Origin of the sequence: Marinilabilia salmonicolor JCM 21150, assembly GCF_000259075.1 — a bacterium.
Lineage (GTDB): Bacteria > Bacteroidota > Bacteroidia > Bacteroidales > Marinilabiliaceae > Marinilabilia > Marinilabilia salmonicolor.
This window is the reverse complement of record NZ_AJKI01000010.1, coordinates 214115-229621: the sequence shown is the minus strand read 5'-3', so window position 1 is coordinate 229621 and position 15507 is coordinate 214115. Positions and strand designations below refer to the sequence as shown.

The 15507-nt window shown below is 43.3% G+C and carries 10 protein-coding genes; 3 read left to right on the top strand and 7 right to left on the bottom strand.

The window, feature by feature from the left end; genetic code table 11:
- Window positions 1–179: 179 nt before the first annotated feature.
- Window positions 180–746 (top strand): YdeI/OmpD-associated family protein, encoded by a 567-nt coding sequence (locus tag W7W_RS0107010; RefSeq protein ID WP_010663089.1) that lies wholly within the window; start codon window positions 180–182, stop codon window positions 744–746.
- A gap of 48 nt (window positions 747–794) precedes the next feature.
- Here W7W_RS0107010 and W7W_RS0107005 read toward each other — a convergent pair whose 3' ends face one another.
- The 6 genes from W7W_RS0107005 to W7W_RS0106970 all read right to left on the bottom strand — a co-directional run bounded on the left by W7W_RS0107005 (window position 795) and on the right by W7W_RS0106970 (window position 10765).
- Window positions 795–1607, bottom strand: coding sequence for a sulfite exporter TauE/SafE family protein (locus tag W7W_RS0107005; RefSeq protein ID WP_010663088.1), 813 nt, complete (start codon window positions 1605–1607; stop codon window positions 795–797).
- Between the two features lie 322 nt (window positions 1608–1929).
- A complete protein-coding gene (gene glyA, locus W7W_RS0107000; RefSeq protein ID WP_010663087.1) occupies window positions 1930–3210 on the bottom strand; it encodes a serine hydroxymethyltransferase in 1281 nt (426 codons plus the stop codon).
- Window positions 3211–3448: 238 nt separating this feature from the next.
- Entirely contained in the window at window positions 3449–5146 is a 1698-nt protein-coding gene (locus tag W7W_RS0106995) for a chloride channel protein (RefSeq protein ID WP_234408603.1), read from the bottom strand.
- 667 nt (window positions 5147–5813) lie between these two features.
- Window positions 5814–7274, bottom strand: coding sequence for an aminoacyl-histidine dipeptidase (locus W7W_RS0106990; RefSeq protein ID WP_010663085.1), 1461 nt, complete (start codon window positions 7272–7274; stop codon window positions 5814–5816).
- 414 nt (window positions 7275–7688) lie between these two features.
- Entirely contained in the window at window positions 7689–8780 is a 1092-nt protein-coding gene (locus W7W_RS0106980; RefSeq protein WP_010663084.1) for a DUF4831 family protein, read from the bottom strand.
- Between the two features lie 479 nt (window positions 8781–9259).
- Complete coding sequence (locus tag W7W_RS0106970) at window positions 9260–10765, bottom strand: bifunctional ADP-dependent NAD(P)H-hydrate dehydratase/NAD(P)H-hydrate epimerase (protein WP_010663082.1); 1506 nt, start codon at window positions 10763–10765, stop codon at window positions 9260–9262.
- Window positions 10766–11073: 308 nt separating this feature from the next.
- Here W7W_RS0106970 and W7W_RS0106965 point away from each other — a divergent pair, with 308 nt between their 5' ends.
- Window positions 11074–12588, top strand: a complete 1515-nt coding sequence (locus W7W_RS0106965) for a peptide MFS transporter (RefSeq protein WP_010663081.1) — start codon at window positions 11074–11076, stop codon at window positions 12586–12588.
- A gap of 366 nt (window positions 12589–12954) precedes the next feature.
- Here W7W_RS0106965 and W7W_RS0106955 read toward each other — a convergent pair whose 3' ends face one another.
- Window positions 12955–14016 carry an endo-1,4-beta-xylanase gene (locus tag W7W_RS0106955; RefSeq protein WP_025006874.1) on the bottom strand — a complete coding sequence of 354 codons (1062 nt, stop codon included), beginning with the start codon at window positions 14014–14016 and terminating at the stop codon, window positions 12955–12957.
- A 531-nt stretch (window positions 14017–14547) separates the two neighbouring features.
- Here W7W_RS0106955 and W7W_RS0106950 point away from each other — a divergent pair.
- The gene (locus tag W7W_RS0106950) at window positions 14548–15495 is read left to right on the top strand and encodes an alpha/beta hydrolase family protein (RefSeq protein WP_157202451.1); all 948 of its coding nucleotides are present in this window, start codon (window positions 14548–14550) and stop codon (window positions 15493–15495) included.
- Window positions 15496–15507 lie beyond the last annotated feature (12 nt).

Genomic DNA, 15507 nt, shown 5'->3' with positions numbered 1-15507 from the left:
AATTTTTAGACTGTTATTTTATTGATTTTCAATTATTTAACTGTTTTGTCATGTACTAAGGTAATTTATATGATTTTGTTAGTGCTCTGGGTATGTCAGTATATGAAGTCCTCACTACAGACTACTGCCTATAAGCTACTGACTAATTTGGATATATCTGTTGGCAACAATTTGAACAAATGACCGGAATAGACACCAAATATTTTAAAAGCAGACATCATTGGAGAAAATGGCTCGAGACTAATTTTGAAACGAGAGATGACATTTGGTTGGAATATCCATTGAAGAAAACAGGTAAAGAGAGAATTTTGTATAATGACGCAGTTGAAGAAGCTTTATGTTTCGGATGGATTGACAGTACCGTCAAATCATTAAACAGCGAGACCACCATTCAAAGATTTTGCAAACGAAGAAAAAATTCGTCTTTCTCACAACCGAATGTAGAACGCCTGAAATGGCTTTTTGAAAACAATTTGATTCACAACTCATTGAAGGATGAAGTTAAGGAAGTAATTCAAAAGGAATTCAGTTTTCCGGAAGACATAATCAGGGAGTTAAAATCGGAAAATGATGTTTGGGAGAATTTTCAAAATTTTTCAGAACCTTACAAAAGAATTAGAATTGCATACATTGAAAGTGCAAGGAAAAGACCAGAAGAGTTTAAGAAACGCTTACATCATTTCATGGAAAAGACGAAAGACCATAAACTGATTAAGGGGTTTGGTGGCATCGATAAATACTATTAAGAATAAAAATACTGTTTTTTTCGATATGGTTCACCACTGCAAATAACTTTAAAAAACTCCCAATACTTTCAGTCCTGAGATCAGCACTACTGCTAAAAGAATATATCGGATGTTTTTGGTACCAATTTTACTTGCATTCTTCGATGCAAACCAGGCACCTACTGCATTGCCGGCTGCCAGCAAAAGGCCGTAACTCCAAGCGATCTGTCCGGCAGAAATGAAAACAATAAGAGCTACAATGGTAAATGAGAGCACCATTAACACCTTTACAGCATTGGCTCTGATGAGGTTGTATCCTGCACTGAGCACCAATCCGGCCAAAAGAAAAAGTCCCACTCCGGCCTGAATAAACCCGCCATACACTCCGATAAAAAAGAAAATGATACTGTTGATGATGCGGGATTTGGTGGTTTTAACCTGGCTGGCTTGTCCCTTTATCCATGCTGCTGGTTTCAGTAAAATCACAAAGAACATCACCACCAATAGCCCGCCAATGAAATAGTTGAGGATGTCTTCGTTGATTTCAACCGCGACCAACGCTCCAAGTAAAGAGCCAAACAATGTCGGGATAATCAGGGACCATTCCTTTTTGGGCTGAAGCTCCTTTTGCTGAAGGAAATTTCGGGTTGCAACCAGGTTTTGCACCACCACGCCTATTCGATTGGTGCCGTTGGCCACCGCGGGTGGGAGCCCCATGAACATAAGTAGCGGAAGCGTAATCAATGATCCACTGCCTGCAAAGGTGTTGATTACTCCGGCAGCAAGTCCGGCGGCTATTAATATTATTGCATCGGTAATTTCCATTTTTTCATTCTCTGTAATTTGGGAAATGGTATATGTGTTCCCTTTTTTTGTGAGCACAAAGATAACCGGTTAAAATTACATTTCGTTTTTGTTGTTTCTGATAAAACGAGCATGGTAAGGTTTGTTACAAAGAACTCTCTTTATTGGTCGCAACGCGACCAATAAAGAGAGGGGGCGTGGGGGATAACTCCAGTCCCAGTGGATTGCCCTGGGCTATTGCTATCAGGCTTTCAGCCTGTTTATACATTATCCGGTATATGTATAAGGTAGGTTAATAATCTGTTGAAAAAAAGAGGTTGATAAAAAAAGGGATGAAATAGTCGTAACAGACCAGCTCACCCCTTTCGAATGTTATCTTGGTTTTGATTCACTCCCTCGCTTAGTCCGCAAACATCGGGAAATCTTTCATCATTTTATTGACTCTTTCCTTTACTGAATTGAGTGTAGTCTCATTGTCAGGATCGCTCAATACTTCATCAAGTAAATCAACAACCGGTGCCATGTGCTCTTCTTTCAGTCCACGAGTGGTAAGTGCAGCTGTTCCTACACGAATGCCTGAAGTCTGAAAAGGAGAACGATCATCGAAAGGCACCATGTTTTTATTGATGGTGATGTCCGCCAGAACCAACGTGTTTTCGGCTTTTTTACCGGTCAGCTCGGGGAATTTGGTGCGCAGATCAATCAGCATACTGTGGTTATCGGTACCTCCGGAAATGACTTTGTAGCCTTTTTCGATGAAGCACTCAGCCATTTTTGCGGCATTCTTTTGAACCTGCTTTTGGTACTCTTTATATTCAGGTTGTAGGGCTTCGAAGAAAGAGACTGCCTTGGAAGCAATCACGTGCTCCAGTGGTCCTCCCTGAATACCTGGAAATACCGCAGAATCGAGCAACGAAGACATTTTGCGGATTTCACCTTTCTTGGTTTTAATCCCCATGGGGTTGTCGAAATCTTTGCCCATCAGGATGATTCCACCGCGTGGTCCGCGAAGTGTTTTATGTGTGGTTGAGGTTACAATATGTGCATGTTTTACCGGGTTTTCCAATAAGCCTGCAGCGATCAACCCGGCGGGGTGGGCCATGTCGATCATGAGGATGGCGCCTACTTTGTCGGCTATTTCACGCATACGTTTGTAGTCCCAGTCACGTGAGTAAGCCGAGGCGCCACCAATTATGAGTTTGGGTTTGTGCTCCAGGGCTTGTTTTTCCATCATGTCATAATCTACGCGTCCGGTATCTTCTTTTACTCCGTAAGCAATGGGTTCGTAGAGACGGCCTGAACTGTTGACGGGCGAACCGTGTGAAAGGTGGCCTCCATGAGACAGGTCTAATCCAAGGAACTTATCACCTGGATTTAAAACTGTCATAAGAACTGCCATATTTGCCTGGGCACCACTATGTGGTTGAACATTGGCCCATTCAGCGCCGAAAAGCTCTTTCAGACGTTCGATGGCCAGTGTTTCGCTTTCATCAACCACCTCACAGCCTCCATAGTAACGCTTTCCGGGAAGGCCTTCGGCATATTTATTGGTCATGCAGCTTCCCATGGCGTTCATTACCTGTTCGCTGACAAAGTTTTCGGAGGCAATCAATTCGATGCCGTTGAGCTGACGTTTGTGCTCTTTTTCAATCAGTTCGAAAATTTTCTCGTCTCTCTTCATTGTTTTGTAAAGTTAGGAGCCTCGAAGTAGTTGGTTAGAAATTAGATGATAGAGATTAGAGGAATTATTCTTTTATGCTTTGAATTGAAAAAATCTATAATCCTTTTATCTATCAAATAACCAGCTTTGGAAGAAGGCTATATTTTACTTTGTTTATTTTTTCCAAAGGTAATAATTGATTGCCAGATTTTCTGTCTTTTATTCTATTGGCTTTTCTCTAAAAACGATTCTCTATTCATCACTCATCCGAAAAGTGAATCAAAACCCGACGGTAAACGGAAAATATCTTTGATTTTGAAACGAATCCCAGGTATCGCCCCTGATCTGTAACAGGAAGGTTCCATGCGCCCGTTTCTTCAAATTTCCGCATTACCTGATCCATGTTTTCGCTGGCTTCGATGAATGCCGGGGGTACCGTCATAAAGTTTTCCACCTTCATTTTGTTGTAGAGCTCATTATTGAACATGATTTCTCTGATGTCGTCCAACAGAACGATGCCCAGAAGTTTGCCATCTTCATGTACCACGGGGAAAAGATTTCTGCGTGCTTTTGCAATTATTTTCACCATTTCCCCCAGAGACATGTCGGGATTTACCGTTTTGAAGTCTGTTTCAATTACTTTATTGAGACGCATGAGTGTCAATACAGCTTTGTCTTTATGGTGAGTCAGCAATTCTCCTTTCTTGGCCAGACGTTTGGTATAAATGGAGTGTGGCTCAAAGTACATGATGGTCAGGTACGATACTGTGGAGGTCAGAATCAATGGAATGAACAAGGCATAACCGTTGGTGATTTCTGCAATGAGGAAAATTCCCGTAAGTGGTGCATGCATAACCCCGGCCATAAGGGCTGCCATTCCCGCGAGGGTGAAGTGCGAGCTTGGGAGACTGGCCCAGCCCAGATCTTTTAATAGCTTTGATAGCAGAAAACCTGCAATACCTCCAGTGAAGAGGGTGGGAGCGAAAATTCCGCCGACACCTCCACTTCCGTTGGTTGCAGCTGTGGCAACGATTTTAAAAATGATAAGCAAAAGGAGAAAGCCAAGAATCACCAGATTGTTCTCCTTCAGTGAGTAAAAAAAGGTGTTTTCAACAATTACATCCGTGTTTCCGCTGAGCAGGGCCGATATAGTGGTGTAACCTTCTCCGTAAAGTGGGGGGAAGAGAAAAATCAGTAAACTCAGAATCAAGCCCCCAGCCAATAGCCGTGCAAAAGGATTCTTAATTTTGAGGATCTTTCCTTCGGCGTACATGCTTCCCCAGGTCATGTAAAGTGACAAAAGTCCTCCTATAACGCCCAGAACCACATACCAGGGGAGGTTGTTGAGCACAAATTGTTCTTCGAGGTGAAATGCAAATTCGGCTCCTTCGCCCAGAAAAAAGGTGGCAATCGTAGTGGCGGTAACAGATGCGATAAGCAGCGGCACTACTGAGGCCATTGTCAGATCCAGCATCAGCACTTCGAGAGTGAATACCATTCCCGCGATGGGGGCTTTGAAAATACCGGCTACAGCACCTGCAGCGCCTGCTCCGACCAGCAGGGTGATGGTTTTTTGATTGAGGTGAAACATCCGTCCCAGGGATGATCCTATGGATGCTCCGGTAAGTACAATAGGGGACTCAGCTCCGACTGATCCCCCAAATCCGATGGTGAAGGTACTTCCAATGATCGAGGTGAATGAGTTGTGCGGTTTCAGATATCCGCCTTTGCGGGAGAATGCATGTAATATTTTGGTGACACCATGGCTGATGCTGTCCTTTACGAAATATTTTGAAAAAACGACGGTAAGGAAAATTCCGATCAGCGGGTAAGCCAGGTAGAGCCAGTTTTCATGCTCCATGGTGAATCCTTCTGTCAGAAGCTGGTGGGTGAAGTGTATGGTGTTCTTTAGTATTACGGCCGCCAAACCGCTGCCCATTCCGATGACAAAGGACAAAAACAGTGTAAAGTGTTTTTGTGAAATGTTTTTAACCCGCCATATAAGAAAGCGTCCTAATAGTTTTGAAGCTGTTTCCATGAGGACTTCCCCAAAAAATTATTTGTGTGTAAAAAAATTGTAGGTGTCAGAAGATGAATGCGTCAGGCTTTTTTTGCCTGATTTTCATTTAATAGCGGTGCAAATGTAGGCCTTTAAATGATGATTTTCAAAAATGGGGTGTTAAATAGTGTTGGAAAGAGGAATGAGGAATGAGGGTTGAGAGATGAGGTTTGAGCTCATCAGCTCACTAGCTCATTTTTTCACCAGCTTACTAGCGAATGAAAAGCCCTCTTTGCTGAGCATTTGCCGGCAAAGAGGGCTTTTCGAATGGCTTTCTCTGTTGTTTACTAAGAGTTCGCTTATAAACTAAGTAAAATTTGTTTCTGGTCAGAAAGTGCCAATTGCAAAGCCTGCCCCGATTTTTCGGGGACGCAAGTGGTACTTTATGGACAGACTCGACTTAGAGCCCGTCTATAAAGTCAGGAAAGTTTCTGGCGGGAGCTGTGTCTGTTCAGAAAGTTCCAGTTACAAGGCTTGCGAAGTCCGAAAATACGGAGTTTACTTTTCGTAAATGAGTACTTTTCGGACAAGCGTAACGCAGTAAGTGGTACTTTATGGACAGAGACTACTTAGCAGGGATGTTTTCCAATGTATTTACCAGGAAATCCCAGAATTTCTGAACCGTTTCCACATTCACTTTTTCATCCGGAGAGTGCGGGAAATTAATGGTAGGACCGAAAGAAATCATATCCCAGTTGGGGTATGCATTTCCTAAAATACCACATTCCAGTCCGGCGTGGATGGCTTTTATATCAGGTGTTTTGCCCCATTTGTCCTTATAGACTGTTTGCATGGTTTTGAGAATCTCTGAATCCATGTTGGGTTTCCATCCGGGATATTGCCCGTCGAACCATACATGAGAACCTGCCAGTAAAAAGATACTTTCGAGCGTGGACTCCACATCCTCTTTGGCGGTATCCACGCTGGAGCGAATGAGTGCTTTAACTTCCACTTCTTTGTTGTGTGATTTTACAATGGCCAGGTTTAGGGAGGTCTCCACCAGTCCGGGCATTTCTGTGCTCATGCGGATAACTCCGTTAGGACATCCCTGAATGGCGTTTATCAGGTCGTCCTGGGTCATCTCATCCATGACAAAATGTGGTTTGTCAGAATCTTCCAGTTTAAGGGAGAGTCCCGGTTCCACGCTTTTCAGTTCATTGATGAAGATGTTTTTATATCCTTCCACGGCCTGTTCCACATCGGCCAGTTTGCTTTCAGGGATGGCTATGATGGCGAAAGCCTCACGCGGAATGGCATTTCGTAAACTGCCTCCTTCAATGGTGGAGAGCCGAACCTGCTCATGCGCTACCAGATGTTTCAGGAGCCTGAACAGGAGTTTGTTGGCGTTTCCCCGCTCCAGCACGATATCCATGCCAGAGTGGCCGCCTTTCAAGCCGGTAAGACTGATTTTTTTGGGCACGTGGTTCTCCGGGAACTCTTCTTCCATATAGGTAAAAATAGCGTTGGCGTCGGTTCCTCCGGCACATCCCACGTAAAGCTCCCCTTCATCCTCAGAATCCATATTGATGAGGATGTCGCCCTGTAGAATCCCGGGTTGCAAGGCGTTGGCTCCTGTCATGCCTGTTTCTTCATCAATGGTGAAAAGGGCTTCTACTGGCCCGTGTTTCAGGTTATTGCTGGCCAGAACTGCCAGGGCAGCAGCTACGCCGATGCCATTGTCAGCCCCAAGTGTTGTTCCATTGGCTTTCACCCAACCATCTTCCTCGAAGGCTTCGATGGGATCTTTGTCAAAGTCGTGTTGCTTGTCACTGTTTTTTTGGGGAACCATATCAAGATGGCCTTGCAGCACTACTCCTTTTGCTTTTTCCATTCCCGGAGTGGCCGGTTTGCGGATAATTACATTCCCTGCTTCATCTGTGATGGTCTCCAGCCCCAGGGTTTTACCTTCTTTTTCCACAAAACTGATGGCATTGCCTTCATTTTTGGAGGGTCTGGGTATTTGGGTCAGTTTGTGGAAATAGGACCACAATAGCTGAGGTTCCAGATTGGCGATGTTCTTGTTCATTTTTTATCTGTTTTAAAGGCCCCCTAAATCCCCCCAAGGGGGACTTGAAAGAGGGGTTCGTGTTGATAATTTAACGGGTGAATGGTTTGGTTAAGATCTTTGGGATCTGAGTTTGAGGTTGAGGTTGAGCGTTTTGGGTTCTGAGTTGAGTGTTTTTTTAAGTTGTTGGGGTGTCAGGATAGTTTGGGATTTAGCCCCTTGCGCAGAAACCAGACTGGTTAAGCTTTTTCTTAACCTTAACCTCAGTTTCAGCCTCAGCCTCACCTTCAAAGACCTTCCATGAAAAATATATCATCAGCTTTGTCGCGTTTGCCTGGTCATTGATTCAACTTCTTTCGGTCTGTTATCTATTCTCTACTGACTGCAAACTACTGACTAATTCACCAACCTTCAGCCTCTGACCTCTGTCTTCGGTCACTCCTGAACACTGATGTTCAAAATCGCTCCCGTTGAAGGATCCATTCCCACCCGGGTGTTTGGGCTGTCAAGTAATGATGGTGGCATGGTGTGCAGTGAACCGAATTGTCCGATCAAAATTTCCTTTTCGGTGAGTTGCTTAGTCCTGTCAATTACTTTAACTGTTGCTTTTCCCGGTTTGCAATAAATCATGCCGGTACGTTCCTTGGGATTTGACTGAATGCCTGGGAAATCAGTCACTTCCTCACTAATGACTTCAATATATACAGGAGTGCCTGTCATGTCATCAATCTGAGTAAAGCCTTTTTGACCAGAAAACCGGAAAAGTACCTGATTGGCAGCTTCATTCGCCTCCGGAACAAATGAAAATACCTGTTTTCGGGTTTCTGTTTGCCTTTTTCCTTTAAAAAGAGAGAGGTATTGTTTTTCCATGTTGTTCAATCCCTCAAGGATTCTTTGGTAAGAACCCTCGTCGGGAGGCAGGTTCTTTACATCGCCTTCGAGCAGTCGGCGACGCGAATCCCTTATGTTGTATATTTCAGCAGCGACTTCCTCTGCAGTGGCTGCACTGGAAGTTTTTATGAGTTGTTCTTCAGTAAAAGGGATGTCATCAAAGCTTATTTCTTCTGATTTGTATGATGAAGTTTGTGAGCTGGCACCTACCGGGGATGGAAAGGAAACATCAGCAGGCATATTGAACCCTTGCAAAATACCATCAGGAGTGAGATTTAAAGCAGCCCCGGCAGGTGTCCCTTCAGCAGCAATACTGTAAATCCGGTTAGGAGCCGGAATACCGCTTGTATAGATCCTGGCTTCAACGATTTCCCAGTATTCATTGTCTTCTTTGATGATATCAGAAAGGTTAAGATATCGTTCTGAGTAACGGTAATAAGGGCCGCGTTTTTCAGTGATTTTGCGGGCAGTTACTTCTATGTTTACTACGGTTTTTGGCAGGTGATAGACCAGTCTGCCCGGGGGGACTGATGAGGTAGATTCTCCAAAATCAGCCTTGGAAATTGTCAAAGGGGTATTGCAGGCGGCCAGAAGCATAAGGACAATGATGAGGGCCAGATTTTCTGTTTTTCTCATAATTTTATTTTTCTGCTTAATTGATATTGTTGGCCTGATCTGTTTATTTTCATCTGCTGATAAGCATTTATCGATAAAACAGGCCGGATATAATTAGAGTCTGTCCATAAAGTACCATTTGCTTCGTTATACTTGCCGCCAAAATACTCATTTACCAAAGTAAACTCCGTTTTTGGCGGCTTCGCAAGCCTGACAACTGGCACTTTCTGACCAGACACATAACTTTTTACAAACTTTCCCGACTTTATAGACGGGCACTAATTAAATCCAAAGTTACTAAATAAATACAGGCTAGATAGTGATTTTTGTCTATAAAGTCCAACTTCTGCGTTGTTGCTCAAAATCTAAATTCAAATACATTAGTATTCTGCGGTTTAGATTTTTCACACGCCTTGAATTTGAATTTTCTATCTCAAACACTTGAAAAACGCTTAGTTTATGGATAGACTCTAGATAGAATGAACGCATAATTCTCTTTTTTATTCCGTTGCCTCTTTAAAAGCAGGCTGAAGATGTTCAATGATGTCAGAGGCGATAAGTCCTCTCATTCCGCGTTGAGCGGCCATGTCTCCCGCCAGTCCGTGGATGTAAACAGCAGCACTTGCTGCGTCGAACGGGTCAATGCCCGAAGTCAGTAATCCCAGGATGATGCCTGTAAGGGTGTCCCCACTTCCGGCAGTCGCCATTCCCGGATTGCCGGTGGGGTTAAAGCTGACTCTGCCTTCGGGCGAAATAACTGCGGTGTAAGCTCCTTTTAAGACCAGAATAATGTGATGTTTTTGTGCAAAATCAATGGCCTTTTGCAAACGTGAATAATCATCCTTTGCAGCTCCTGCCAAACGTTCAAATTCTTTGGGATGGGGGGTGAGGATCGTATTTTCGGGTAATTTTGACATCCATTCCGGGTTGGCTGCCAGGATATTTAAGCCATCAGCGTCGATCACCATTTTTTTATTTTTTGATTGGTCAAGGAGCTCGCACAGTGCTCTTTGCGTATTAACACGGGTACCAATGCCTGGTCCAACGCCAATGGCAGAAAAGGCTGACAGTTCGGGATGTTCGGTAAACATCAGGTCAGAGCGATCCACGCTCATCATAGCTTCGGGGATGGCTGTCTGCAAAATAGCAACCGCACTGTGGGGAACGTGTGTGGTCATGAGTCCGACACCCGATCTCAAACAAGCTCGTGAGGCCAGTAGTGCGGCACCGGTTTTTCCATAACTACCGGCGATTAACAGTGCATGCCCCATTGTTCCTTTATGGGCAAAGCGATGTGGCGGAGACACCAGATTTTGTATATCTTTCTTTTCTGTGATTTTCCAAAGGGTGGGGGTTTGAGAAATTTTTTCGTGGCTCAGTCCAATGGGCAATATCACCAGGTGACCTGTTTGTTCCCGGTTTTCGGGAAATAGAAATGACAGCTTTGGCATCTGAAAGGTAAGGGTGTAGGTAGCTTTAATAATGTTTTCACGACTGTTTCCGCTGTTGTCTTCGCAAAATAGTCCGGAAGGAATATCAATCGAGATAATTTGCCTGAACGATTGGTTGATGTGTGTGACAATTTTGGCAGCTCTTTCGTTAAGTGGGCGGTTGAGGCCTGAGCCAAAAAGCCCGTCGATGGCTATTCTGTTGTTAAATCCGGAGAAGGAAAAATCCTCAGCGGACAGGTCGGTGATGTCAGATCCCGGAAGTTTTTTCAGTTTTTCCAGGTTTGATGTTGCATCGGGAGACAAATTCCGGCTTTTGTAAAGAAAGATTTTAACCTTTCGCCCGTTGGAGATAAGCATGCGTGCAATAGCCAGTGCATCACCTCCGTTGTTGCCGGGCCCGGCAAATACACTAAACCCTGAGGCTGGGAAGTGAGCAGAGATCCAGCGAAAAGCCATGGTTGCGGCTCTTTCCATCAGCGACAAAGATTCAATCGGCTCATTATTTATGGTGTAATTGTCGGTTTCACCCGTTTGTTTCGATGTGAGAATTTTCATGGTAATATGAGAAATGACACGTTAAACTTAGGTTACAAAATGTATTTTTGTATTTGGTGAGGTGGCTGTACTTTTACTTGTTGTATTAAACGTTCTGTTCTTGAGAGGGATATGACTGTTTTTTCATCGAATTAAAAACAGACTTTCCAATCTTTTTTGAAAATGACAAGCCAAAACACCAAATTGTTTCGTGAAAATTAATATTTTTCACCGTTCAAACAGTTTTTGAATTATTGAAATCTGTTTCCAAAATGTAAGAAAAAATAGAGACAGAAAACAAATAAACCTAAAAATTAAAACAGAAAAGAATGAACACACCATCACAAAAACATCCTCAGGGATTATGGGTGCTGTTTTTCACGGAAATGTGGGAACGGTTTAGTTACTATGGGATGCGTGCCCTACTGGTACTGTACCTTACGTCAACTATTGTAAATGGTGGTTTCGCTTATGCCGAAAACCATGCTTTGGAAATTTATGGAATATTTACCGGTCTGGTATATCTGACCCCTATTATCGGGGGTATTTTGGCCGACCGCCTGATGGGACAGCGAAAGGCCATCATTATTGGTGGTATTATAATGGCTCTCGGGCAGGCGGCATTGGCCTATTCCGAATATGTGGTTAATTCCGGAATTTCCCTTGCACCTGAAGCGTTGCAAGAGTTGCGTGAGTATTGGTTGTTTATAGGTCTGGGGCTTTTAATTATAGGTAATGGTTTCTTTAAACCGAACATCTCTACGATGGTTGGGCGCTTGTATGCAGATGGTGATCCACGAAAAGATTCCGCCTTTACTATTTTTTACATGGGTATCAACCTGGGTGCTTTTCTGGCTCCTCTTCTGGCCGGTTGGCTTGGAGAAAGCATCGGTTGGGCCTGGGGATTTGGCTCTGTATCTGTTGGTATGGTTTTGGGAACTATCTGGTTCTGGCTTCAACAGGAAAAACTCGGAACCATTGGTTTCGGACCAAAGCGTTCTTTCCAGACCGAAACAGCCAAACTTAATGGCACGGACTGGCTTCATATCCTTGGATGGTCTTTGGGAATTATTGCCTTCATTTATCTGTTTGTTAAAACATGGTGGACACTTCCCGAAGAGGCTACTACCTGGATTATCCGCATTGTGGCCATCGTTTCCATTACTGCTATTGCTTACATTATCATTAAAAACACTACCGGAAAAACCGAGTGGAGCCGTATCGGAGCCATTTTGGTATTCTGTTTCTTCAACATCTTTTTCTGGTCAGGTTTTGAGCAGGCAGGAGGAACATTCAACCTGTTTGCGCGTGACTTCACCGACCGTATGATTGGTAGTTTTGAGATTAAAGCAAGCTGGTTCCAGTCGGTTAATGCCATTATGATTGTTGGTCTGGCACCAGTATTCTCCATGTTGTGGGTGTGGCTCGGACGTCGCAATCCCAATACTCCGGTGAAATTTGGACTTGGATTGGCCTTGTTGTCACTTGGTTTTGTGGTGATGTATGCTGCTGATAGTAGTGCCTCCGGATCAAATCTGGTAAGCCCCATGTGGCTTGTGATGGTTTACCTGTTGCATACCATGGGTGAGCTTTGTCTCAGTCCTATCGGATTGAGTATGATCAGTAAACTCTCGCCTCCGAAGATTACCTCACTGATGATGGGACTTTGGTTTGCCTCTACTGCCTTGGCCAATTATTTGGCAGGTGCATTACGGGGAATTCTCGAAAATTATCTGCCCGATATGAATCTTTTCCTCTTCCTGGTGATTTCTTCCGGTTCGGCAGCATTGCTGTTGTTCCTCATTTCTCCATGGTTGAAGAAAATGATGCGGGGCATCGATTAAATAATTGTTGATTTTTGATATCGGAAAGCCCGGAGATTTGCGAAAGCAGGTTTTCGGGCTTTTTTTCTGTCAGTGCCAATACAAAGATACATTTTGAAAGCAATTCACCATTGATTCTTTTTTCTTGTTGTTTCATTCGTCTCCGGTTTCATCCGGCACTGCGCCAATATCGATATAAAATCAAACTTAACCCATTTTAAAGTCATATTAAATTCAATTACAATGTTGTTTTAAAATGACTTATATATGGCTGAAAAAGTTATTTAGAGTGATGCAATTCCGATGTTGCTTCAAGGCTGTTTCTTCGCTGACTACAAAAAAAAGGCCTCACTTGTGTGAAGCCTCTTTGAATTTAATTTAAGTATTTTATTTGGAAGTCCCTAATCCCCTCAGAAAACCGTAATAAGCCGGTTTGGGATTTAGATCTTCGTCGTAGATACAGGGCCAGTCTTTTAGGTCAAAGAAAGAAGGGATCCATGAGTATTTGTCTGAGAAACCCCAGACGGTCATTCCATAGCGCTGCTCAGGTGGGACATTCCGAATATAAGCTTCGGCCAGCCATTGGTATTTATCAGCTTGTGCCTGCAGCATTTCATCAGTCAGTTCATCGTGTATCTGAATACCGCCACCGGGAGTGTCGTCATGCTTATTGAAAATGATATCAATTTCCGAAAGGTGGATTTGCAAACCTGTTTCGGCGGCCTTTTTTAGTGCGTATTCGATGGTTTTCTCGTCTGTGTCCATGCGAATATGCATCTGGAAACCAATTCCTGAGATGGGGACATCCTGAGCCTTAAGTTTTTCTATCATCCGGAGCATTGCGTGCAGTTTGACGGTGTCCCGCTCAATGTTGAAATCATTGTAAAAAAGAATCGCCTCAGGATCAGCTTTGTGTGCCAGTTCGAAGGCCCGGGAAATGTATCCTTCACCCATGGTTTCGTACCAAATGGATTTTCTGAATTCTCCTGTGCCATCAAGCAGCGCTTCATTGACGACATCCCAACCGGCAACTTTTCCTTTGTACCGGCTTCCATAAGTGAGAATGTAATCTTCCATGATTTTGTCGAGCATGGTGCTGTCAGGTTGCATTTCACTGATCCATCCGGGAGTTCCTGAATGCCAGATGAAAGCATGTCCGTGAAGACGAATGTAGTTTTGTTGTGCAAAACGAACTACATCATCCACATGTTTCCAGTTGTATTGGTTTGGAGATCGGTGTACAGCATACATCTTCATGCCATTTTCGAGGGTGATGCTGTTAAAATCTTTATTTACTATGGTTTGCATGGAGCTGTCATTGACCACCTGGTGTGCTCTAATGGCAGTGCCCACAGGAAAGGTAGCATTTTCCTTAAGATTTGAGGGAGACTGGTTCGTTTGGCAACCCATCAGTATTAAGGCAGCCATGAGAAGAAAAAGTGTTTTCATCGATAATTGCATTTGTAAGAATTAGACATTTTTCGGCGGGAGGATGAAGTATGTAGATTTAGTACGGGAAAAAAACAAATGGGTTTGATATTTCTTCTTATTGCAAAAGTGATTTTCTGGACTTTAGTTTAGATTTCTGGGATTTTATTTGAGTGTGGGGGAAGAATTTCCTCCTAACCTGGTCTATTCATAAGTTTTCGTCATGAGATGTTTAAATGCCAATAAATACGGGCAACCGCAAAGAAAATTGATGAAGGGAATAATAATTTATTTTCAAGTCAATTTTATTGAAGACGCCTGTATTTAGCCGGTAGTTGAACATTGTAATAGATAATTTATGAATAGTTCAGGCTAAATGAGTTGATTGATTAAAGATACAATTGACATCGCTGAGGTTATTTTTTTTACGGGGTTATTGTAACTATGAAAGTCGGTTCAAGTTAATTTACTATTTTAGAGACAAGATAGGTGTTTCTTATGCCCGGCCTGCATTTTATATCCTATTCAGGGATTAAAACAATATTTATGATTATGAGAATACTGATTTTCCTAACTGTAGCAGTGCTTTCTTTCTCTTGTAGCAAAGTTAATAACGGCCACCTAAACTTTTTTGATGCAAATCCGGAAGCTGGTTACTATTATCCATTTTTCTTATTTATCCCTGAGGGGACATCTGCTGAAAAGCAGTTGACATTGATTGTAGAGCCCAACAATTCAGGTTTTGTGGATGATGACTTTTCCAAACATAAGGAGAAAGCTGAACGGATCGCCAAACTTGATTTTTATATGGGCAACTATCTTTCTGTCAGAATGAAGCAGCCTTTGTTGGTTCCGGTGTTTCCCCGATCCAGGAGTGATTGGCAAATTTATACGCATGCCCTGGACAGGGATGCGTTGCTTCAAAAAGGGAATTCCCTGGAGCGCATGGATCTTCAGTTGATTCGTATGGTTGACAGGGCAAAATTGGCATTGAAAGAGATGGGCTATGAGTTGGATGAACAAATCTTTATGACAGGATTTTCTGCCTCAGGGACTTTTGCCAATCGATTTACGGCCTTGCATCCTGATAAAGTAAAAGCCATGGCAGCCGGAGGTATTAACGGACTTCTGATTTTACCTTGTGATTCATTGGCGGATGTTGCACTTCATTATCCATTGGGCATAAGTGATATTGATTCATTGGCAGGTATAGGTTTTCAGGAATCCGCGTTTGCAGCCACACCACAATTCCTTTTTATGGGAGCCATGGATGACAATGATGCCATTCCCTACGAAGATGGATACAGCATTCAGGAGAGAGAGCAGGTCTTTCAGTTGCTGGGCAAGCAAATGATGCCTGACAGATGGGAGAACTGTATCGAAATATACCAACAACAGGGAGTGAATGCTGTTTATAAAACTTACCAGGGCATCGGGCATGAACAGACTCCGGAAATAAAGGATGAAGTGCTGGCTTTTTTCAAAGAAAAATTGGAGTAGTTTTATTGCGCA